This is a genomic window from Mycobacterium sp. NGS66 (genome assembly GCF_059812225.1).
The window spans coordinates 65,075-85,483 of the sequence record NZ_JCALCG010000011.1 but is presented as its reverse complement, the minus strand read 5'-3'; the positions used below and the strand labels follow the sequence as shown (position 1 = coordinate 85,483).

The 20,409-nt window shown below is 63.9% G+C and carries 24 protein-coding genes and 1 pseudogene; 15 read left to right on the top strand and 10 right to left on the bottom strand.

Annotation, left to right across the window (positions count from 1 at the left end; all coding sequences use genetic code 11):
* Positions 1 to 209 precede the first annotated feature (209 nt).
* On the top strand, positions 210 to 740 hold the full coding sequence (locus AC5Y2L_RS19490; RefSeq protein WP_499937371.1) for a nuclear transport factor 2-like protein: 531 nt from the start codon (positions 210 to 212) through the stop codon (positions 738 to 740).
* A 102-nt stretch (positions 741 to 842) separates the two neighbouring features.
* Here AC5Y2L_RS19490 and AC5Y2L_RS19485 read toward each other — a convergent pair whose 3' ends face one another.
* Both AC5Y2L_RS19485 and AC5Y2L_RS19480 read right to left on the bottom strand, forming a co-directional pair.
* Entirely contained in the window at positions 843 to 1,235 is a 393-nt protein-coding gene (locus AC5Y2L_RS19485) for a PIN domain-containing protein (protein WP_499944326.1), read from the bottom strand.
* Positions 1,236 to 1,237: 2 nt separating this feature from the next.
* Complete coding sequence (locus AC5Y2L_RS19480; protein ID WP_082966671.1) at positions 1,238 to 1,474, bottom strand: DUF6364 family protein; 237 nt, start codon at positions 1,472 to 1,474, stop codon at positions 1,238 to 1,240.
* 201 nt (positions 1,475 to 1,675) lie between these two features.
* Here AC5Y2L_RS19480 and AC5Y2L_RS19475 point away from each other — a divergent pair, with 201 nt between their 5' ends.
* Positions 1,676 to 1,891, top strand: a complete 216-nt coding sequence (locus AC5Y2L_RS19475) for a ribbon-helix-helix domain-containing protein (RefSeq protein WP_499937375.1) — start codon at positions 1,676 to 1,678, stop codon at positions 1,889 to 1,891.
* Complete coding sequence (locus AC5Y2L_RS19470) at positions 1,888 to 2,295, top strand: PIN domain-containing protein (RefSeq protein ID WP_499937377.1); 408 nt, start codon at positions 1,888 to 1,890, stop codon at positions 2,293 to 2,295. The genes AC5Y2L_RS19475 and AC5Y2L_RS19470 overlap by 4 nt, the downstream gene beginning before the upstream one ends.
* A gap of 253 nt (positions 2,296 to 2,548) precedes the next feature.
* Here the strand turns inward: AC5Y2L_RS19470 and AC5Y2L_RS19465 are convergent, their stop codons facing one another.
* A complete protein-coding gene (locus AC5Y2L_RS19465; protein WP_499937378.1) occupies positions 2,549 to 2,779 on the bottom strand; it encodes a hypothetical protein in 231 nt (76 codons plus the stop codon).
* A gap of 171 nt (positions 2,780 to 2,950) precedes the next feature.
* Between AC5Y2L_RS19465 and AC5Y2L_RS19460 the strand changes: the two genes are divergently transcribed.
* The 6 genes and pseudogenes from AC5Y2L_RS19460 to AC5Y2L_RS19435 all read left to right on the top strand — a co-directional run bounded on the left by AC5Y2L_RS19460 (position 2,951) and on the right by AC5Y2L_RS19435 (position 8,512).
* Entirely contained in the window at positions 2,951 to 4,606 is a 1,656-nt protein-coding gene (locus tag AC5Y2L_RS19460) for a thiolase C-terminal domain-containing protein (protein WP_499944321.1), read from the top strand.
* A gap of 6 nt (positions 4,607 to 4,612) precedes the next feature.
* A pseudogene (locus tag AC5Y2L_RS19455) lies at positions 4,613 to 4,693 on the top strand (hypothetical protein); the annotation flags it as partial.
* Positions 4,691 to 5,566, top strand: coding sequence for an alpha/beta hydrolase (locus tag AC5Y2L_RS19450; RefSeq protein ID WP_499937500.1), 876 nt, complete (start codon positions 4,691 to 4,693; stop codon positions 5,564 to 5,566). The pseudogene AC5Y2L_RS19455 and the gene AC5Y2L_RS19450, both read left to right, overlap by 3 nt.
* A gap of 127 nt (positions 5,567 to 5,693) precedes the next feature.
* Positions 5,694 to 6,896 (top strand): cytochrome P450, encoded by a 1,203-nt coding sequence (locus tag AC5Y2L_RS19445; RefSeq protein WP_499937380.1) that lies wholly within the window; start codon positions 5,694 to 5,696, stop codon positions 6,894 to 6,896.
* Positions 6,893 to 7,084, top strand: coding sequence for a ferredoxin (locus AC5Y2L_RS19440; RefSeq protein ID WP_499937382.1), 192 nt, complete (start codon positions 6,893 to 6,895; stop codon positions 7,082 to 7,084). The genes AC5Y2L_RS19445 and AC5Y2L_RS19440 overlap by 4 nt, the downstream gene beginning before the upstream one ends.
* Positions 7,085 to 7,351: 267 nt before the next feature.
* Positions 7,352 to 8,512, top strand: a complete 1,161-nt coding sequence (locus tag AC5Y2L_RS19435; RefSeq protein WP_499937383.1) for a zinc-binding dehydrogenase — start codon at positions 7,352 to 7,354, stop codon at positions 8,510 to 8,512.
* Between the two features lie 83 nt (positions 8,513 to 8,595).
* Here the strand turns inward: AC5Y2L_RS19435 and AC5Y2L_RS19430 are convergent, their stop codons facing one another.
* The 7 genes from AC5Y2L_RS19430 to AC5Y2L_RS19400 form a co-directional block, all read right to left on the bottom strand.
* Positions 8,596 to 8,784 (bottom strand): ferredoxin, encoded by a 189-nt coding sequence (locus AC5Y2L_RS19430; protein WP_499937385.1) that lies wholly within the window; start codon positions 8,782 to 8,784, stop codon positions 8,596 to 8,598.
* Positions 8,781 to 10,058: a cytochrome P450 gene (locus AC5Y2L_RS19425; RefSeq protein WP_499937386.1), complete on the bottom strand. Its 1,278-nt coding sequence runs from the start codon at positions 10,056 to 10,058 to the stop codon at positions 8,781 to 8,783. The genes AC5Y2L_RS19430 and AC5Y2L_RS19425 overlap by 4 nt, the downstream gene beginning before the upstream one ends.
* Positions 10,059 to 10,153: 95 nt before the next feature.
* The gene (locus AC5Y2L_RS19420) at positions 10,154 to 10,660 is read right to left on the bottom strand and encodes a hypothetical protein (RefSeq protein WP_499937387.1); all 507 of its coding nucleotides are present in this window, start codon (positions 10,658 to 10,660) and stop codon (positions 10,154 to 10,156) included.
* Positions 10,657 to 11,262 carry a TetR/AcrR family transcriptional regulator gene (locus AC5Y2L_RS19415; protein WP_499937389.1) on the bottom strand — a complete coding sequence of 202 codons (606 nt, stop codon included), beginning with the start codon at positions 11,260 to 11,262 and terminating at the stop codon, positions 10,657 to 10,659. The genes AC5Y2L_RS19420 and AC5Y2L_RS19415 overlap by 4 nt, the downstream gene beginning before the upstream one ends.
* 84 nt (positions 11,263 to 11,346) lie before the next feature.
* Positions 11,347 to 12,495: a thiolase family protein gene (locus AC5Y2L_RS19410; protein WP_499937390.1), complete on the bottom strand. Its 1,149-nt coding sequence runs from the start codon at positions 12,493 to 12,495 to the stop codon at positions 11,347 to 11,349.
* 84 nt (positions 12,496 to 12,579) lie between these two features.
* The gene (locus AC5Y2L_RS19405) at positions 12,580 to 13,746 is read right to left on the bottom strand and encodes an acyl-CoA dehydrogenase family protein (RefSeq protein WP_499937502.1); all 1,167 of its coding nucleotides are present in this window, start codon (positions 13,744 to 13,746) and stop codon (positions 12,580 to 12,582) included.
* Between the two features lie 106 nt (positions 13,747 to 13,852).
* Positions 13,853 to 15,151 (bottom strand): amidohydrolase family protein, encoded by a 1,299-nt coding sequence (locus tag AC5Y2L_RS19400; protein ID WP_499937391.1) that lies wholly within the window; start codon positions 15,149 to 15,151, stop codon positions 13,853 to 13,855.
* 391 nt (positions 15,152 to 15,542) lie between these two features.
* On the opposite strand from AC5Y2L_RS19400, the gene AC5Y2L_RS19395 reads away from it, so the two are divergent.
* From AC5Y2L_RS19395 to AC5Y2L_RS19370, 6 genes are read left to right on the top strand one after another with little or no spacing between them, the layout of a single operon-like run.
* The gene (locus tag AC5Y2L_RS19395; RefSeq protein ID WP_499937393.1) at positions 15,543 to 16,079 is read left to right on the top strand and encodes a carboxymuconolactone decarboxylase family protein; all 537 of its coding nucleotides are present in this window, start codon (positions 15,543 to 15,545) and stop codon (positions 16,077 to 16,079) included.
* A gap of 5 nt (positions 16,080 to 16,084) precedes the next feature.
* On the top strand, positions 16,085 to 17,362 hold the full coding sequence (locus AC5Y2L_RS19390) for an aromatic ring-hydroxylating oxygenase subunit alpha (protein WP_499937394.1): 1,278 nt from the start codon (positions 16,085 to 16,087) through the stop codon (positions 17,360 to 17,362).
* Positions 17,349 to 17,684, top strand: coding sequence for a hypothetical protein (locus AC5Y2L_RS19385; protein WP_499937395.1), 336 nt, complete (start codon positions 17,349 to 17,351; stop codon positions 17,682 to 17,684). The genes AC5Y2L_RS19390 and AC5Y2L_RS19385 overlap by 14 nt, the downstream gene beginning before the upstream one ends.
* A gap of 3 nt (positions 17,685 to 17,687) precedes the next feature.
* The gene (locus AC5Y2L_RS19380; RefSeq protein WP_499937397.1) at positions 17,688 to 18,902 is read left to right on the top strand and encodes a metal-dependent hydrolase family protein; all 1,215 of its coding nucleotides are present in this window, start codon (positions 17,688 to 17,690) and stop codon (positions 18,900 to 18,902) included.
* Positions 18,886 to 19,305: a nuclear transport factor 2 family protein gene (locus AC5Y2L_RS19375; protein ID WP_499937398.1), complete on the top strand. Its 420-nt coding sequence runs from the start codon at positions 18,886 to 18,888 to the stop codon at positions 19,303 to 19,305. Before AC5Y2L_RS19380 ends, AC5Y2L_RS19375 begins: the two co-directional genes overlap by 17 nt.
* Entirely contained in the window at positions 19,302 to 20,390 is a 1,089-nt protein-coding gene (locus AC5Y2L_RS19370; protein ID WP_499937399.1) for an acyl-CoA dehydrogenase family protein, read from the top strand. Before AC5Y2L_RS19375 ends, AC5Y2L_RS19370 begins: the two co-directional genes overlap by 4 nt.
* Positions 20,391 to 20,409: the final 19 nt, after the last annotated feature.

Below are 20,409 nucleotides of genomic sequence, written 5' to 3'. Positions count from 1 at the left end.
TATATCAGGACCGACGAAAAGGCCTGCTAGATGAACTCGAAGGTCCAGCGCGGCGTAAGGCCGTGCGCGCCATGATCGAGACGGTACCCGGCAGCTGGCGGGTCGAGGTGGAGCCCATCGCGATCAGAGGATCTCGCCTCGCGCTAATCTGAACCCGTTGGCGTGACACCGATTTCGACGAGCGGCCCGTAGTCGCCGAGGTCTTGCACGTGACGCAAGTCGGCGACGACGATCTGCTGTGCTACACCGTGAACTTCGATCCCGAGGACATGAATGACGCGTTCGCCGAACTGGCGGATCGCTGGATTGCATCCGATGAGGTCGCACACCCCGAGATCATCAAGTCGGTGCAGCGGTTGACCGAGGTGACCAACCGTCATGACTGGGATGCGCTCGCCACACTCATCGCTGACGCCGCTTACGTCAGCCATCGGCAGCTGTCCAGTCCAGACCTGCAAACGATCACCGGCCACATGTCATCGATCAGGACGATGGCGTCGCTCGTACCCGACTTGTGGGTCGAACTATCCAATGTCCTCACGCATTCGGCGACGGGTCTGATCGCGCACTTGGTCGTGAAAGGCGCGTCGACCGATGGCGTCGCGATCGAGATCCCATTCGTCGTGCTCATGCTCCTCGACGGCAAGCGCGTGACACGTTTCGAGACCTTCGATCCCAACCAGCGCGACTCGGCCCTGGCCCGGTTCGAAGAACTCCACCTCATGTCTCAGCCGCACTGACTATCAACACCACGTCAAACATGGCAGCTCGGCTTTCGAAGTCAGCGAGAGCCTCTCTCTCTCTCTCTGCGAATTCGACTCATCTGTGCGCGAACGGATTTGCTACACGTACGCCTCGATAACCTGACCGTCGTTGAGATTTTCCGTCCATAAAGTGTCACAACGTAATTCGGCGGCACTGCGGACAATCATGGCGTCCCAGAACGAAAGCCGGTGACGACTCGACAAAGTCGCTGCGGCGATGACGTCGTCGGGCAACGGGGAGTGGACGCGCCATCGCACCAGGTTCTTGAGCGTGTCGACCGCGACGTCGGGATCCATCGTCTTTGCGATCTTGCGCGTCGCATTGACGTAGAACTCCTGCAGAACCTGCACGCTGCATGCTCCACGGCGTTCACGCCAGAGGCGATCGACAAGCGCGCTGGCCACTTCGTGCTTTTCGCCGGCCGCCACATCGTATGCATAGAGCAGGATGTTCGCGTCCACGAACTCCACGGTCAGCGTTCGTGAATCTCGTCGCGGGTCCAGGTGATCGGTCCGACCTCCAGCAGGCCCGCGCTCATCTTCTGACGCTCGAGCTCCCATGCCTCGTCGTAGTCGCGCACGTCGCCGACAAGTTGCTCGAGCAATCGAGCAACCAGACTCGACACTGACATATCACGCTGGGCCGCCAGCACCTTCGCGCGGCGTACTAACTCCTCGGGCATCGAGAGCGTGATGTTCTTGGTCGTCACAGTGACTTAGTGTAGCGCTGAAGCACAGCCCGAGGCCGCCGCACACTGGCTCGCGTACGAGCGATCTGGCCTGAATAGTACCTGCTCGGGGGCGATACCACTACAGCTCGCTTCCGGAGGTGACGTGTCAGATTCGTCAGATGAAAAGGAGACCGTCTTCACCGCAGTTATATGGCACTACCGGTGGTACCATACACGGCGATGGAGAAGACGACGATCTACTTGCCGGGTGACCTCAAGGAAGCTGTGAAGATTGCAGCCCGCCAGCGCGGTGTGTCCGAAGCTGAAGTCATCCGCGAATCGATCCGTGCGGGTGTAGGTAGTGCGAAGCCTCCCCCAAGGGGTGGCCTGTACTCGGGATCGGAGCCCATAGCTCGGCGCATCGACGAGCTGCTGCAAGGCTTCGGCGAGCGGTGATCATCGACACCAGCGCCCTGCTCGCATATTTCGACGCTCACGAGCCAGACCACGCAGCGGTGTCACGCGTCATCGAAAGAAACAAGGAACAGTTGGTGGTATCGCCGTTCGTCGTGGCGGAACTCGACTATCTCGTCGCCACTCGCGTTGGGATCGATGCGGAGCTTGCGGGACTGCGAGAACTCAGTAGCGGCGCGTGGGAACTGGCCACATTTGGTGCGGCCGACTTGGAGCAGGCGGCCTCGATCATCGAAAAGTACCGTGACCAGCGCATCGGGGTCACGGACGCATCCAATGTCGTGCTAGCGGATCGCTACCGAACGCGGACAATTGTGACGCTCGACCGTCGACATTTCGAAGTGCTGCGGCCACTTCGAGGCGGGCGCTTCGTCGTCACGCCTTGACTGCCACAGGTGGACACCTGGATCCCTTCCCGAATGCAGTGAGCGTCCGAGGTGCTCCGCGCCGATCGCATTCGGACCAACACGAACTCTGCTATCGATCCGGCGTCGCACGGACTTTGAAGAGCATGTTATTCACGTCGGTAATTGCCTGGACGCCGATCCGACGGCGATATGCGCTCAGTCTGGCCTTCCGGAGACTAGTGACCAGTCCCGGTGCAGCCCAGTCATTCTCACCCAGACCCACACCAAATGGTCAACGTTTCGCTAGCTCGTCGAGATTGCGATCCGCCCACGCCTCGCTGAACGCGGTTGCATCGGGGTGCGCTCGCATCCACTGGTCGTGTGCCGCGCAGCGGCGCCTCATGTCCTCGACATCGAGAAGTTTCTCGATCCAAGAATTCATCGACTGCTGATCTGCGTCGGCGTAGCGCTTCACAGCCTCGTAGGCGCTGTCTGAAAGCCGCAAAGTGATCATCCGGACCATCGGTTGGACGCTAGCAAGTGATGCTAGTGCTGATAGCCAGCAACGCAGTGCCGGATCTTGTGAGCGCCAGTTCGTGTGGCGGGGCACAGCACAACGGACCTAGATCGTCCCTGCTCGGAAGTGATAACGTAATTCTCCAATTCGTACAATGCGCCTACCACCGGAGGTGACGTGTCAGCAGCACCGGGACGCCCGCTGCCCCAGCTCACCGAGCAAAACGAGTTCTTCTGGAAGGCGGGCGCCGACGGCAAGCTCCGGCTACAGGAATGCCAGGCGTGCCAGGCGCTGATCCATCCGCCCGCGCCGGTGTGCCGCTACTGTCGCTCGCGCGACATCGGCGTGCGGGCCGTTTCGGGCAAGGCGACATTGGCCGGCTTCACCGTCAACCACCGCTTCAGCCTGCCCGGGATGCCCGCGCCCTACGTCATCGCGCAGGTGGCGATCGCCGAGGATCCGCGGGTTCGGCTGACCACCAACATCGTCGAGTGCGATCCCGATCAGCTCGAGCTCGGTCAACAAGTCGAAGTCGTCTTCGAGCAGATCGAGGATGTGTGGCTGCCGCTCTTCAAACCCGCGACAGACAGCGCGACCAGTCCCCTGCCCGACGACGAGATTGCGCCGGAGTGCTTCGGCGAATACGTCCGGCCCATGCTGACCACGGAGAAGTTCGAGGACAAGGTCGCCCTCACCGGGATCGGCATGTCGCAAATCGGTCGCCGGCTGATGGTGTCGCCCCTGTCGCTGACTGTCGATGCATGCGAGGCGGCCGTCGCCGACGCTGGGCTGACGCTCGACGACATCGACGGTTTGTCGACCTATCCGGGCGGGGGCAATCTCGGCGGGTTCGGCGAGGGTGGGGTGACCGCGCTGGAAGCCGCTCTCGGCATCCGGCCAGCCTGGCACAACGGCGGCATCGAGACGTTCGGCCCGGGCGGGTCGGTGATCGCCGCCATGCTCGCGATCGCCAGCGGGCTGGCCCGTCACGTGCTGTGCTTCCGCACATTGTGGGAAGCCACCTTCAACGAGCTGATGAAGCAGGGCAAGATCATTCCGTCGATGGGCCGAACCGACAGCTGGCAGTGGCCGTTCGGCGCCACGTCCGCGGCGCACACGCTGGCCCTCAACGCGCAGCGGCACTTCCACCGTTACGGCACCACCAAGGAGACGCTGGGCTGGATCGCGCTGAACCAGCGCGCCAACGCAGAACTCAACCCCACCGCTGTCTACCGCTCGCCGATGACGATGGACGACTACCTGAGCGCGCGTCCCATCACCACGCCCTTCGGTCTCTACGACTGCGACGTGCCCTGCGACGGGGCCATCGCCGTCGTCGTCTCCGCCGTCGATGCCGCCCGCGACCTGGCCAAGCCTCCCGTCCTGGTGGAAGCCGTGGGAACACAGATCATCGAGCGGATCGACTGGGACCAAAGCACTTTGACGCACGAACCGCAGGTACTGGGTCAGGCCGCACACGTCTGGACGCGGACCTCACTGCGGCCGGCCGACGTCGACGTCGCCGAGCTCTACGACGGGTTCACCATGAACTGCCTGTCCTGGATCGAGGCGCTGGGGTTTTGCGGCATCGGTGAGGCCCGCGAATTCCTGGACGGCGGCAAGAACATCGCCCGTGACGGCCTGCTGCCGCTCAACACTCATGGAGGCCAGCTGTCGCACGGCCGAACCCACGGCATGGGCCTGCTGCACGAAGCGGTCACCCAGTTGCGCGGCGAGGCGGGCGAACGTCAGGTTGCCGATGCACGCGTCGGCGTGGTCAGCAGCGGCGGACTCACTCCCAGCGGGGTGCTTCTGCTGAGGACGGACACATGAGCGCGCCGCGCCGGCGACGATGCAGTGGGGGCGCCCCCAGCGGCGCAGCGGCGAGGGGGACGAAGCGATGAGGAGGAGCGGCGCATGATCGTTCGCCCCAGGATCGTGATCGTCGACGGCGTACCGATGTCGGCGATAGTCGCCGAGGCCCCCGACCCCAAAGCGGTGATCGTTGCCATCCACGGCGGCGGCACTACCGCAATCTATTTCGATTGCCCCGGCCATCCATCGCTGTCATTGCTGCGCACCGGCGCTGCCGCCGGCTTCACCGTGATCGCCCTGGACCGGCCGGGTTACGGCAGCTCCGCTCCCTATCCCGACGCGATGGCCGCACCCGAGCAGCGAATCAACCTGGCGTATGGGGCGGTGGATCGCATCATCGGGCAGCGGCCGCGCGGCTCGGGGCTTTTCCTCATGGGCCATTCGGGTGGATGCGAACTGACGATGCGGATGGCCGCCGACGAACGCGGCGCCGATCTGCTCGGTATCGAATTGGCGGGCACCGGCCGCCATTACCATCCGGTGGCCCGCGAGATGTTGAAGACGGCAACGAGGGAACGTAAGCCGGCGGGCCTGTATGACCTGCTGTGGCAGCCTGAGCGGCTGTATCCATCGGAGGTGCTCAACGGGGCCACCATCTCGCCGAGCGCCCCGGCCTACGAGGACCAGATGGTGTCCGACTGGGCGCGGCAAACCTTCCCGTCGCTTGCGCCCGCCGTGCAAGTGCCGGTGCAATTCAGCGTTGCCGAGCACGAAAGGGTTTGGCAGACAGACGATTCAGCGATGGCTGAGATTACCGAACTGTTCTCCGGCTCGCCGCGGTTCACGGTCAACAGACAGCCCGACGCGGGACACAACATCAGCCTGGGTCACAGTGCCGCCGACTACCACCGCAGGGTCTTTGCCTTCGCGGACGAGTGCGTGGCAGCAGCACCCTCGGTGAGCGAGGAGGCGGGATGATGCGGGCCGGATTCAGCGGATTTGGCAGCATGTGCGCCTTTGCGTCGCGCCACGAAAGCACTACCGTTAGCGTTACAGTCAGGCATTCCGCTGTAATGGCCGGCAACTCGTTTGCAAGGAGTGTGCAATGACCAAATCGAAGGTCGTCTTCGATCCGTTCTCCCAGGAGTTTTTCAATGGGGCCTGGGATACCTACCGGCGAATGCAAGAAGAAGCGCCGGTCTACTACAGCGAGGAATACGACTTCTACGCGCTGACCCGGCACGAGGATGTGGCGGCGGGCCTCAAGGACTTCGAGACGTATTCGTCGTCGTACGGCATCGACCTTTCGATGGTCCGGTCCGGGGAAAAGCCGCCGTCGGCGATCATCTTCATGGACCCGCCCGACCATCGCCACATGCGCAGTCTGCTCAACAAGGTCTTCACGCCGCGCGCCATCCAGTCACAGCGCCAGATGGTCGTCGAGAAGATCGACAAATATCTCAACGCGGCCGATCCCGACAGGTTCGACGTGGTGCAGGACTTCTCCGGTCCGTTCCCCGTCGAAGTGATCACCACGATGCTCGGCGTGCCGGAGGAGCATGCGCAGCAGGTGCGTCACTGGATCGACGTGTCGCTGACGCGCGAGCCAGGCCAAGTCGAAGTCGGCGAAGAGGGCATGCAGGCCAACATCAACAACGCGATGCTGTACTACGACCTGGTGAAGCAACGCCGCGAGGAGCCGCGCGATGACCTGTTCACCAGGCTGATCGAAGCCGAGATCGAGCGCGAGGACGGGCAGAAGACCAAGCTTGACGATCTCGAAATCACTGGATTCGCCACGCTATTGGGTGGCGCGGGCGCCGAGACCGTGACCAAGCTGGTCGGTAATGCGCCCGTGGTGTTCGCGCGCTTTCCCGAACAGTGGCAGAAGCTGCTCGACGACCGCAGCAAGATTCCGGCCGCCGTCGAAGAGTTGTTGCGCTACGAGGCGCCCTCCCAATACCAGGTTCGCCGCTCGATGAAAGACGTCCACCTGCACGGCGTCACGATCCCGGCCGGTAAACCGGTGTTCCTGATCAACGGCGCGGCCAACCGCGACCCGGCGGCGTGGACCGATCCCGACAAGTTCGACATTGACCGCGATCGGTCCGAGGCGCAGAACATGGGATTCGGCTACGGGATTCACAGCTGCCTGGGCGCCGCGCTGGCTCGCATGGAGGCCGCGATCGCGCTGGAAAAGCTGCTCGACTTTATGCCTCGCTACGAAGTGGACTGGGACGGCTGCAAACGTGTCCAGATGCAAAACGTCGCCGGCTGGCAGAATGTACCGGTGAAGGTGCTGCGATGAGAGTCGAAGTCGACTGGGGTCTGTGCGAGAGCAACGGGGTGTGCATGGGCATCATCCCGGAGGTGTTCCAGCTGGACGACGAGGACATGCTGCACGTCCTGCAGCCGGAGGTCACGCCGGAGAACGAATCGCTGATCCGCGATGCGGTCCGTCAGTGCCCCCGGCAGGCCATCTCGATCAAGGAGTAAGGGCCGCTTGACTTTGCGTGTGAACCAACGGCTTTGATTGTGAGCCAATGGCTTTGAGTGTGAACAGGCGGTGACCATTCGACGATTTCTCCGCCCTGGCCTCACTGCCAACGCCGACGATTCACAGCCAACGCCGACCCTTCACACCCAACGCCGAACCTTCACACCCAACGCCGACGCTTCACACCCAACGCCGACGCTTCACACCCAACGCCGCCAGGGGTACCTTTCGCTTGCGGGGTTTGCTCGGCAATGGAGGGACAACCGATGAAAGCGGTGAGCTGTCAGCACGGTGAGTTGTCGGTAGTCGATCTGCCCTCGCCGCAACCGGCCGCCGGACAGCTGGTGCTCGACGTACTGCGGTGCGGTATCTGCGGCTCGGACCTGCACGCCAAGGACCACGGCGACGAGTTGGCCGACGCGATGAATGCGGTGGGCTATGAACACTCCCTGACCAGTGAAACGCCGGTCGTGTTCGGCCACGAATTCTGCGGTAAGGTCGCCGAGCGCGGACGCGGTGTGGCCAAGCAGTTCAAAACAGACACCGTCGTCGTGTCTTTCCCCGTGGTGCGCGCCCAACAAGGTGTCCACCTCACGGGCCTTTCCCCGCTGGCCCCCGGGGCTTACGCCGAACAGGTGCTCGCCGAGGCCGCCATGAGCTTCGTCGTGCCTAACGGTCTGGACCCCGAGATCGCCGCGTTGACCGAGCCGATGGCCGTCGCGTTACACGCCGTGCAGCGCAGCGACATCGCCAGGCGTGACGTGGCAGTAGTCATCGGGTGTGGCCCCGTCGGCCTTGCCGTCATCTGCCACCTCAAGTCCAAAGGCGTGGAAACCATTGTCGCCAGCGACTTCTCGCCGGGACGACGTGCGCTGGCGCAACGCTGCGGGGCCACTGTTGTCGTCGACCCGGCCGAGGGTTCACCGTACGAACCCGTGAGCGCGCGTAAGGGCGTCGTCACCTCGGTGACCGACCTGTCCGAACTGGGCGTAGGCGCGATGGAGAAGTTGCGCAAACTGCCCGGATGGAATCACGTCTACCGCGTCGCTGACAAGCTCGGCGCGGCAGCACCGAAGCGACCGGTGATCTTTGAATGCGTGGGCACACCGGGCATGATCGATGCGATTCTCGTTGCAGCGCCGTTCAATTCGCGGGTTGTCGTGGCCGGGGTATGCATGGGCACCGACCACTTCAGGCCCACGGTGGCGATCGGCAAGGAGATCGACCTGCGCTTCGTGTTCGGTTATACGCCGTTGGAGTTCCGTGACACCCTGTACCAGCTCGCCGAGGGCAAACTCGACGCCACCCCGCTGGTGACCGGAAGTGTGGGCCTGGCCGGCGTCGATGCGGCGTTTCGGGCGCTCGGGAACCCGGAAACCCACGCCAAGATCCTCATCGACCCGCAGCGCACAAGCGACCAGATTTAGCCGCGCGCCCCAGCCCGCGCGAGCAGACGCAAAATTACCCTTTTCAGCACGAAAATGGGGAATTTTGCGTCTGCTCGGCCTAACTAGGCTTCCTTGATCGCCTGCTCGGGGCAACACTCGATCGCCTCACGGGTAGCCGACTCCAATTCCGTTGGGACATCAGAGCTTATCGCCACCGAGTAGCCGTCGTCGGTCAGGCTGAACACCTCGGGGCACAGCGTCAGACACATGCCGTGACCGCGACAGCACTGATCGTCGACAAAGACTTTCATGCCGGCGTGAACTCCAGATGCAGCTCGGTCAGGCCGCGCAGGATGTAGGTCGGAACATATTGGTAGCGGCGATCATTCGCGGGGCCGTGCACACTCTCGTCGATCCGGATCTCGGACGTCCGGTCGAGCAGCCGCTCGATAGCCACCCGGGTTTCGGCCCGGGCCAGCGGAGCGCCCGGACAGCTGTGGATGCCCCGCCCGAACGAGATATGCTGCCGGGCGTTCTTGCGGGACAGGTCGAAGGTGGCAGGGTCGTCGAACCGGCGCGGATCACGGTTGGCGGCGGCCTGCACCACCATCACCGTGGTGCCCGCGGGCAGGTCGACCCCGCCGACCGTGACGGGCACCCGGTTCAGCCGGAAGTCTCCTTTGACCGGGCTCTCGATGCGCAGCGACTCTTCGATGAAGTTCGGGATGAGGCTGCGGTCCTTGCGCAACTGCGCCTGGATGTCGGGCCGCTCTCCGATGGTCTGCACTGCCGCACCCAGTAGCCGCACGGTGGTTTCCTGGCCGGCTGAGAACACATTGCTGGCCACCCGGGCAACGTCTTCGACGTCGGGAATCGAGCCGTCGGGGTAGGTGGCGGTGGCCAGTCCGGTCAGCACATCGTCGCGGGGTGCATGTCGGCGGTCCCGGACGTAATCGGAGAACAGGCCGTAGAGGAATGCCAGCGGACTATGCGCCAGCGATTCCTTGCCGGTGCCGCCAATTCCGCCGCCAGAATGCTCGCGGATGCCTTTGACGAATTTGTCACGATCTTCGACGGGCACGCCCAGCAGGTCGGCGATCACCAGCAGCGTGAACGGGCCGGCAAAGCCCTTGATCCATTCGCCGCGGCCGGGTGCCAGGAATTCGTCGAGCGCTTGGTCGGCGAGGGCCCACATGGCGTCCTCGTTCTCCTTGAGGCGCTTCGGGGTGATCAGCCGCATCAACAGGGAACGGTGGTTGGTATGGGTCGGCGGATCGAGCGTCGGCAACTGGTCACTGAAGGGCAGCTCGTCACGGTGCTTTTCGATCAGCTCAGTGATGTCGGTGAGACCTTCGACCGGGACCGGGAAGCCGGGGAACGGACCCGTCACCGAGATACACGACGACCACGTCTCGGCGTCGTTGAGCACCGCGCACGCCTCGTCCCAGCCGGTGATCATGGTTACGTCGTGATGGCTCTCCCGCGTGACGGGGCATCGGTCCCGCAACGCCTCGTAGTAGGGATAGGGGTTCTCGACGAGCTGTCTGTCGCGGAAAAAATCCAGTTCGGTGAAATCGTTCACCATCGCTTGCTCCGTTCGAATCTCGTCTAGAGAGAATCATCCTCTCAGAGATGAGCATTACATTTCCACACGGCAGCTGCCGTCGTCAACGACAGGGTTCAGCTGGCAGGAACCAGATCGGCGGCGACCGACGGGCAGGCCATTCGACCGCTGCGGAAAACCTCGGCGGCGCCGACGGAGGTCGCCGGTGCGGCCGCGGCGGCCAGCGCCTGAGCCTTGAACGTCTGGGCGGCCGCGCTGAGTCGATGTTGGACGACGCCGACGTGGTCGCCGAGCTCGGCGGGCCAGGTCTCGCCCCACAGCGTGACCTCGGTGGCGCCATGATCGAGGGCCCGCAGCACGCCGTGACGCACCCGCGCATCGCAACCGAAGAGGTCGGCGGCGACGGCCAAAGACTGGGGACGAGGACGGGTTTCGGCAGACTCCAGGGCATCTTCGAGGTCTAGGGTGCGGGCTCCGAGGATCTGCAGCGGCCGATCGTCCGGGCGATCGGCGATCAGGACGGTGACGTCCCAGCCGGACATCGTGCGGTCGAAAAGCCAACCACCGGCGAACTTCACCACGTCCACCACGCTCGAGGCGACGACGTCGAGCCGGTACCTCATGTCGGGCGCAGGTTCGGGGGCGCGAAGTCCCGGGCCAGCATCTCGGCGTACTCCTTGAACACCTTGGCCAGGGGTATCGAAGGGTCGAGCAACCATGTGGTTTCCATTCCGTTGATGAAGGCGAGAATTTCCACTGCCTTGACGGCGGCGTCTATGTCGGTGCGATACCGGCCGGCGGCCTGACCACGGCGAATACCTTCTGCGACGATGTCGATCGCGTCCCGCTGCCGGGCCAGCAGCCGCTCGTGCAGCGGGGCTTCCGGCAGGATGTTCTCCACCAGCAGCACGGTGAAGGTACCCACGAGTTCGGGGGCCCGGTCGAACCGATCGGCGACCTGGGCAATCTCGGCGATCAGATCGCCTTCTCGGTCCGCATGGGCGTCGTCGTCGCGGTCACGCGCGTCCAGCACAGCGTGCAGGAGCTGCTCCTTGGATTCGAAGTGGTGCAGCAGCCCAGCGGGGCTCACCCCCGCCTCCCCGGCGATCTGCGCCAAGGTGGTGTTGCGCCAGCCGTTACGCGTCAACAGCCGCTGCGCGACATCGAGGATCCGCTGCTTACGGTCCTCACCCTTGGCGAGCAGCGTGTCGTATGGGCGGGGCAACAGACTCCTCCGGGCTAAACCAACCGACTGAACACACAGTAGGTAGGTTTGGTCGTCCTGGCAAGGGGTCGCGGGGCAATAGCCTTAGTTCACCAGCTCGACGAGGGTGGCATTGGCGGTGCCGCCGCCCTCGCACATGGTCTGCAAGCCGTAGCGAATTCCGTTGTCGCGCATGTGATACACCATGCGGGTCATCAGCACGGCGCCGGATGCGCCGAGCGGGTGACCGAGCGCGATCGCGCCGCCCAGGGGGTTCACCCGCTGCGGATCGGCACCCGTTTCGGCCAGCCACGCGAGCGGCACCGGCGCAAAGGCCTCGTTCACCTCGAACGTGCCGACTTCCGCCAATGCGACCCCGGCCTTCTTCAACAGCTTCTCGGTCGCCGGAATCGGGCCGGTCAACATGAGCACCGGATCGGCGCCGGTGACCACGCCCGCGCGGTAGCGCACGATCGGCGTCAATCCCAATGCGAGCGCCATCTCGGACGTGGTCACCAAGAGCGCGGCCGCGCCATCGGAGATCTGCGAGGAATTGCCGGCGTGAATCACCCCATCTTCGACGAACGCGGGCTTGAGGGCGGCCAGTTTCTCGACGTTGGTGCCGCGCCGCACTCCCTCGTCGTCGACGACGACCGCTGCGTCGCCGGGAAACACCGGGACGATCTGGTCGGTGAACGCTCCGGCGTCCTGAGCCGCCGCCGCCCGCTCGTGGGACTGCGCGGAGTATTCGTCGAGCCGGCTGCGGCTGAAGCCCCATTTCTTGGCGATCATCTCCGCAGACAGCCCCTGATTGAAGGAGAAATCGTCATAGCGCGCAAGGACTTTCGGACCGTACGGCATCCCGGTTGCTCTGGCGGCACCGAGCGGGACGCGACTCATGACCTCGACTCCGCCGGCCACCACGACGTCTTGCTGGCCCGACATCACCGCCTGCACGGCGAAGTCGAGGGCCTGCTGGCTGGAGCCGCAGGCCCGGTTGACGGTGGTTCCGGGGATGCTCTCCGGCCAGCCTGCCGCCAATACCGCGTAGCGGCCGATGTTGCTGGATTGATCACCGACCTGGGAAACACATCCCCAGATCACGTCGTCGACGATCTCCGGATCGATTCCGACACGTTCCAGCAGTTCGTTGAGGACAACCGCGGACAGGTCGGCGGCATGCATACCGGACAGACCGCCGTTGCGTTTGCCGACAGCTGTCCGCACCGCACCGACGATCACCGTCTCGCGCATGACCTACTCCCTTCGACTCGTCCGCCGAACGTGCACTCACGGCGAAAAAATCGCGAAATTATCGCCGTGAGTGCACGTTCGACGTTAGTAACTTCTGGGCAATTTCAGCACATGAGACCCGAGGAAGTTCAGGATCATCTCCTGGCTGATCGGCGCGATCTTCATCAACCGCGCCTCCCGGAAGTACCGCGCGACGTGGTATTCCTCCGAATAGCCCATGCCGCCATGAGTTTGCAGGGCCCGGTCGGCGGCGGTGAAGCCGGCGTCGGCGCACAGGTATTTGGCGGTATTCGCTTCGCGTCCACAGGGTTTCCCGTTGTCGTAGAGCCAGGTGGCCTTGCGCAGCATCAGCTCGGCGGCGTCCAGCCGGGCCAGCGAATCGGCGAGCGGAAATTGGATGCCCTGGTTCATGCCGATCGGCCGGTCGAACACCTGCCGCTCGTTCGCGTACCGCACCGCCTTCTCCAGCGCCACCCGTCCGATGCCCAGCGCCTCGGCGGCGATCAGCATCCGCTCGGGATTCAGGCCGTCCAGGATGTACTGAAATCCCTTGCCCTCCTCGCCAACTCGGTCTTCGACGGGTATTTCCAGGTTGTCGATGAACAACTCGTTGGAGCTGACGGCGTTGCGGCCCATCTTGCGGATCGGGCGGATGTCGACCCGGCTGCGGTCCAGATCGGTCAGAAACAGCGTCATGCCGTCGGTCTTCTTCGAGACCTCGTCATATGACTGGGTGCGGGTCAACAGTAGGATCTTGTCGGACTCCATGGCCTTGGAGATCCACACCTTGCGGCCATTGACGACGTAGCGGTCCCCGTCCCGTTTGGCGAATGTCGTGATTCGCGAAGTATCAAGCCCCGCACCAGGTTCGGTCACTCCGAAGCAGACGTGCACATCGCCGGTCGCGACCGGCGGCAAGGTGCGGCGTTTGAGTTCCTCGGACCCGTGTACCACCACCGGCTGCATTCCGAAGATCGACAGGTGAATCGAACTGGCGGCATTCATGCCGCCGCCGGACTTGGCGACCTCCTCGAGCAGCAGCGTCGCTTCGGTGATGCCGAGGCCGTGGCCGCCGTATTCGGTTGGAATGGTCATGCCCAGCCAGCCGCCGTCGGCGATGGCCCGGTAGAACTCCGTCGGAAACTCGTGCGCCTGGTCTTTTTCCATCCAGTAGTGGTCGTCGAATTTGCGGGCCAACTCGGCGACCGACCGTCGGATCAGTTCCTGATCTTCGGTCAGCTCGAAATTCATTCCGCCGTCGTCCACCGCGGCACCCCTTTCAGCGCGAGCAGACGCAAAAGCACCATAAACACTCGGTTTTCGGGTGCTTTTGCGTCTGCTCGCCATTATGGCGAGCTCAGTCCTGGTTGCCGGTCAGCTCTTTCGCGGTCGCCGCAAACTCGGCGAAAGACGAACCCGACCGCTCGTCCTTGTGGTGGCTGAGCGCCCGGATGGACACGTCGTGCCCCTCGGCCGCCTTACGCAACGCCCCGACCGTCGCCTGCTCGGGGGTGATGTGGGTGAAGGGGTCGAACGAGTACCAGCGCATGGCGTTCTGGTAGGTCATCTTCTTGATCTCGTCGTCGGGCACATTGTTGATCGACAGCACGTCCCACAGCTCTTCCGGCGCGCCCGGCCACATCGAGTCGCTGTGCGGGTAGTCGGCCTCCCAGCAGATGTTGTCGATGCCGATCATGTTGCGCAGGGCGACGCCCACCTTGTCGCTGATGAAACACGTCAGGAAGTGCTCACGGAACACGTCCGACGGCAGCTTGTCGCCGAAGTTCTGGTGTGTCCACGTCGAGTGCATCTCGTAGGTGCGGTCGGCGCGCTCGAGGAAATACGGGATCCAACCCGTGCCGCCTTCCGACAGCGCGATCTTGAGGTCGGGATACTCCTTGATCGGACGCGACCAAAGCAGGTCCGCGGCGGCCTGGACGATGTTCATCGGCTGCAGCGTGATCATCACGTCCATCGGCGCGTCGGGCGCGGTGATCGCCAGCCGGCCAGAGGACCCGATGTGGATGTTCATCACGGTGTTGGTGTCACACAACGCTTTCCACAGCGGATTCCAGTACTCGTTGTGGAAGCTGGGGTAGCCCATGGCGGCCGGGTTCTCGGTGAAGGTCAGCGCGTGCACGCCCTTCTTGGCGACCCGCCGCACCTCGGCGGCGCACGCCTCGGCGTCCCAGATCACCGGTATGGCCATCGGAATGAACCGGGCCGGATACGCCCCGCACCACTCGTCGATGTGCCAGTCGTTGTAGGCCTGCACCAGTGCCACGGAGAAGTCGGGATCATCGGTGGCGAACAGGCGCCCGGCGAAGCCCGGGAAGGACGGGAAGCAAATAGACGCCAGGATGCCACCGGCGTTCATGTCCTTGATCCGCTCGTCGACGTTGTAGCAACCCGGTCGAATCTCGTCGAGCCCCGTCGGCTCGATGCCGTACTCCTCCTTGGGCCGCCCGGCGACCGCGTTGAGCGCCACATTCGGGATGACGGTGTCGCGGAACTTCCACATGTCCGAGCCGTCGGGATTGTGTACCAGCCGCGGGGCGTCGTCCAGGTACTTCTTCGACAGATGGTTCTTGAACATGTCCGGCGGCTCTACGGTGTGGTCGTCGACGCTGATCAGGATCATGTCTTCTTTGTTCACAGCTCCGTACCCCTCTCCATTGGGTCACTCGAGGATCGGCTGCGGCTACCGAGCAGGCCCCGTTCGGTCGCAGGCGAGCCGCCACTTGCCTCCAAGCTCTCTATTGCATGAAAACTATCTTCTCGCGATGCGAGAATCAACATTCAGCGTCGTCAGCCCAGCCGCATCCAGCGGCTCCGCCTACCAGCTTTGAGCGGCAATCGCCTTGCCGACTGCGCCGAGAACGCGGCGGGATGAAGGTTTCTGCATACCTCAACACCTGCGGTTTCGCTGCTGCGGGGGCCGCAGCGGGCATCTGGTCAGGTCAGGATTGACCAGGCGACCGAATCGTGCAAGTCTATTGGTTATAAATGAGAATATGATTCTCTTTGTCTGAGAGGAACCCAGCGCAATGCGGCTGCCGCCACTCCCCGATGACCGGTGGGACGAGGCTGTCGAGCAATCTCTGGCCGGCATGCTGCCCCCCGATCGCCGCAACCCGCGCGGCGCCGGCAACGCCCTGTCGACCCTGGCGCACCATCCCGCGTTGACCAAAGCGTTTCTCAGGTTCAATGTCCACCTCTTCACCTCGACGCTGCCGCCACGGATCCGCGAACTCGCCATCCTGCGCGTCGCGCATCGCCGCCACTGCGCCTACGAGTGGACCCACCATGCAGCCATGGCCATACGAGAGGGAATCACCGACGACGAGATCGCCGCGGTTCGCGACGGCGACGCAGCCGACCCGTTTGAGCGCGCAGTGATCACCGGCGTCGACGAACTACTCGAGAATTCCGAGTTGTCCGACGACACCTGGGCCGTGCTCGGTGAGCGGCTGGACGACCGCCAGCGCATGGACTACATCTTCACGGTCGGCGCTTACACCACGCTGGCCATGGCCTTCAACACTTTTGGCGTCGAGGTTGAGAAAGACCCGATAGGAAGGTAAGCACGTTGGCTCATTTCCCGAAACCGGCTGCCGGAAGCTGGACAGAAACCTATCCCGAATTGGGAACCGCGCCAGTCGATTACACCGACTCCATCGATCCGGCCTTCTTCGAAGCCGAGCGCGAGGCGATCTTCAAGCGCACATGGCTCAACGTCGGCCGCGTGGAGCGACTGCCACGCACCGGCAGCTACTTCACCAAGGAGCTGCCTTCGGCGGGGCAAGGTATGTCGGTGATCGTCGTCAAGACCAAGGACGGATCGGTCAAGGCGTTTCACAACGTCTGCCGCCACCGCGGAAACAAGCTGGTATGGAACGACTTTCCACACGAGGAGACTTCCGGAACCTGCCGGCAGTTCACTTGCAAGTACCACGCCTGGCGGTACAGCCTCGACGGCGATCTGACCTTCATCCAGCAAGAGGACGAGTTCTTCGACGTCGACAAGAGCCAGTACGGGTTGGTGCCGGTGCGTTGCGAGGTGTGGGAAGGGTTCATCTTCGTCAACCTGGACCAGCACGCAAAGCCGCTCACGGACTACCTCGGACCGCTCGCCAAAGGCATCGAAGGCTACCCGTTCCACGAGATGACGGAGTCCTACACGTACCGGGCTGAGGTGGGCAGTAACTGGAAGCTGTTCATCGACGCGTTCGCCGAGTTCTACCACGCGCCGGTGCTACACCAGGGCCAGTACACCAAGGAAGAAGCCGCAAAGATCATCAAATACGGCTTCGAGGCACTGTATTACGAGCTGGCCAGTCCGCACGGGATGATCTCGACGTGGGGCGGTCAGGCGCCGCCCGCAGACCTGTCCATGGTCAAGCCCATGGACCGGGTGTTGCGCAGCGGCCTGTTCGGTCCCTGGGACAAGCCGGAGGTCATCGCCAAGCTCGATCGGCTACCGCCGGGTGTCAATCCGAAGAAGGTGCCGCAGTGGGGCGTCGACTCGTGGCACTTCTACCCGAATTTCATGCTGTTGATCTGGGAGCCGGGCTGGTACCTGACCTACCACTACTGGCCGACGGCCGTCGACAAGCACATCTTCGAGTGCACCCTGTATTTCGTTCCGCCACGCAACGCACGCGAACGCCTGGCCCAGGAACTCGCCGCGGTGACGTTCAAGGAGTACGCGCTTCAGGACGCGAACACCCTGGAGGCGACGCAGACGATGGTCGGCACCAAGGTGGTCAAGGATTTTCCGCTGTGCGACCAGGAAATTCTGCTCCGGCACCTGCACAAGGTGACCGGTGACTACGTGAAGGAGTATGCGACAAATGGCCACTCTTAATAAGTTGCCTGACGGATTCGCCGATCTGGAACCGTTTTTGGAGTGGGACCTGGCCACCGAGCCGGAGCGCTATGCCAAGCGGCTGGCCTCCACGATGGCCGAGATGCAGAGCTTCTACGACGCCGCCTTCCCCCGCCTCGAGGACGCCATCGGCTACTGCGACCAATTTCCGCTCGACGACCTGCCCGACGATGCGAGGACGCTCATGCACATGATGCAATCGTTGATCATGGTGTCGTTTCCCATCGAGGCGTGGAAGCAGCCGCGCGTCCCGGACAGCGGTGCCGCGTGGGTGGAGTTGATCCGGGAGCCGGTGATTTAAGAGGTGCTGACGCTCAAGGCGGCAGGGCTACTCGACATCGATGCCGGCGAGATAGTCCGGCCCGGCGTGCTGCGCATCGAGGGTGACCGGATCGCCGGTGTCGGCGGTGACGCCGAGGGTGACCTGATTGACCTAGGCGATCGAATCCTGTTGCCCGGGTTGATGGACATGGAGGTCAACCTCCTGATGGGCGGCCGCGGCGAAAAGCCCGGGCTATCCCAGGTGCAGGATGACCCGCCCACCCGCGTATTGCGTGCCGTCGGCAATGCCCGCCGTACCCTGCGCGCCGGGTTCACCACGGTGCGCAACCTGGGCCTGTTCGTGAAGACCGGCGGCTACCTATTGGATGTCGCGCTGGGCAAGGCCATTGATGCCGGCTGGATCGACGGTCCGCGAATTGTCCCTGCGGGGCACGCGATTACGCCCACCGGTGGGCATCTGGATCCGACGATGTTCGCCGCGTTCGCCCCGCACGTGCTGGACCTGACGGTCGAGGAAGGCATCGCCAACGGAATCGACGAGATCCGCAAGGCGGTGCGCTACCAGATCAAGCACGGCGCCGAACTGATCAAGGTCTGCTGCTCAGGCGGTGTGATGTCGTTGACGGGTCCGCCTGGCGCGCAGCACTATTCGGACGAAGAACTACGGGCAATCGTCGACGAGGCGCATCGGCGCGGCCTGCGCGTCGCCGCGCACACGCACGGCGCCGACGCCGTCAAGCATGCCGTCGAAGCCGGGATCGACTGCATCGAGCACGGTTTCCTGATCGACGACGAGGCGATCGCGATGATGGTCGAGCACGGCACCTTCCTGGTGAGCACACGGCGGCTGGCCGAGGGGATGGACGTCTCGCATGCACCGCCGGAGCTACAGGCCAAGGCCGCCGAAATGTTCCCCAGAGCGCGCACGTCGATACTGGCCGCCCACGAAGCCGGGGTGAAGATCGCCGTCGGCACCGACGCGCCGGCGATACCGCACGGCCGCAACGCCGACGAGCTTGTCACCCTGGTCGATTGGGGCCTGCCTCCGCTCGCGGTGTTGCGGGCGGCGACGGTGACCGCGGCCGAGCTCATCAACGCCGACGACCGCGGACGGCTGGCCGGAGGCCAGCTGGCCGACATCATCGCGGTACCCGGAAACCCGTTGGAGGACATCACCGTTACCCGCAACGTCAGCTTCGTCATGAAAGGCGGCAAGGTATATGCCAAGCAGGACTGACGACCTGGTCGAGATCCAGCAGCTGCTCGCCCGGTACGCGGTCACCATCACCCAAGGCGATATCGACGGACTGATCGGCGTGTTCACGCCCGACGGAACCTACAGCGCGTTCGGCGACACCTACCGTCTGGACAGGTTCCCGGAGTTGGTCGAGGCCGCGCCGAAAGGTTTGTTTCTCACCGGGACAGCACTGGTCGACATCGACGGCGACACGGCAAGCGGAACCCAGCCGTTGTGCTTCATCGAACATGCCACCCACGACATGCGAATCGGGTACTACCGCGACACCTACGCCCGGACCGCCGACGGGTGGCGGCTGAAAACGCGGGCCATGACCTTCATCCGCCGCAGCGGCGTGCACGACTCCGGGCGCCCGCATGCGGTCGGGCGTCCCGCCCCGTGAATGTCGAGGATTTCCGGGCGGATCTGCGCGCCTGGCTGGACGAGCACGATCTGACGCCCGGCCCCGACCATTCGCTGGCAGGCCAGATGCGCCAGCTCGCGCGCGTGCACCGGGCTTTGTACGACGCCGACTGGATGCGCTACGGCTGGCCCGAGCAAGTCGGCGGATTGGGTGGGCCCGCGCTGCTTCGGGCGATCGTCGGCGAGGAGGTGGTCGGTCGCCGACTCGCCGAACCCGGCCCCTACTCGATGGTCGAGGTGCTGGCCCCCACCATGATCGACTACGCGCCCGCCGAACTCGCGGCCGAAATGGTGCCGCGTCTGCTCAGCGGCCGCGAGCAATGGTGTCAGGGCTTTTCCGAGCCGGGGTCCGGCAGCGACCTGGCGTCACTGTCCACCCGCGCGATCCAGCAGGGCGACAACTGGATTGTCAACGGGCAGAAGGTGTGGACCAGCTTCGCGCAATTCTCCACCCGGTGCATCCTGCTCACCCGCACGGCGCCGGGTCATGACGGGATCACCGCGTTCTTCGTCGACTTGGATACGCCGGGTATCACGATTCGGCCGCTGCGCACCATGCATGGAGTCGACGAATTCTGCGAGGTGTACTACGACGAAGTGGTGATCCCGTCCAGCCGGATGCTCGGCCGGCCCGGCGACGGCTGGCGGCTGGCGATGGACCTGCTTCCGTATGAGCGCTCCACCTGCTTCTGGCAGCGAATCGCTTACTTGTACTCACGGTTCGACGCGCTGATCGCGGAGTCGACCGAATTTGACGAGTCTGCCCTAGGCGCAACGTATCTCGCGTTGCACACGCTGCGCTGCCGGTCCCGTCTCACCCAGCACCGGTTACGCGACGGAGCCCGGCTGGGCCCGGATACCTCCATCGACAAGGTGCTGCTGGCCGGCGCCGAACAAAAGCTCTATGACACCGTCCGCGATCTGCTGCCCGGGATCCTGGAACTCGACGACACACCATGGCGCCCGGAATACCTGTACTCGCGCGCGGCGACGATCTACGGCGGCACCGCCGAGATTCAGCGCAACATCATCGCCCGCCGGCTGCTCGACCTGGGGAAGGAGTGATCGTGGAACCGGCCAACGA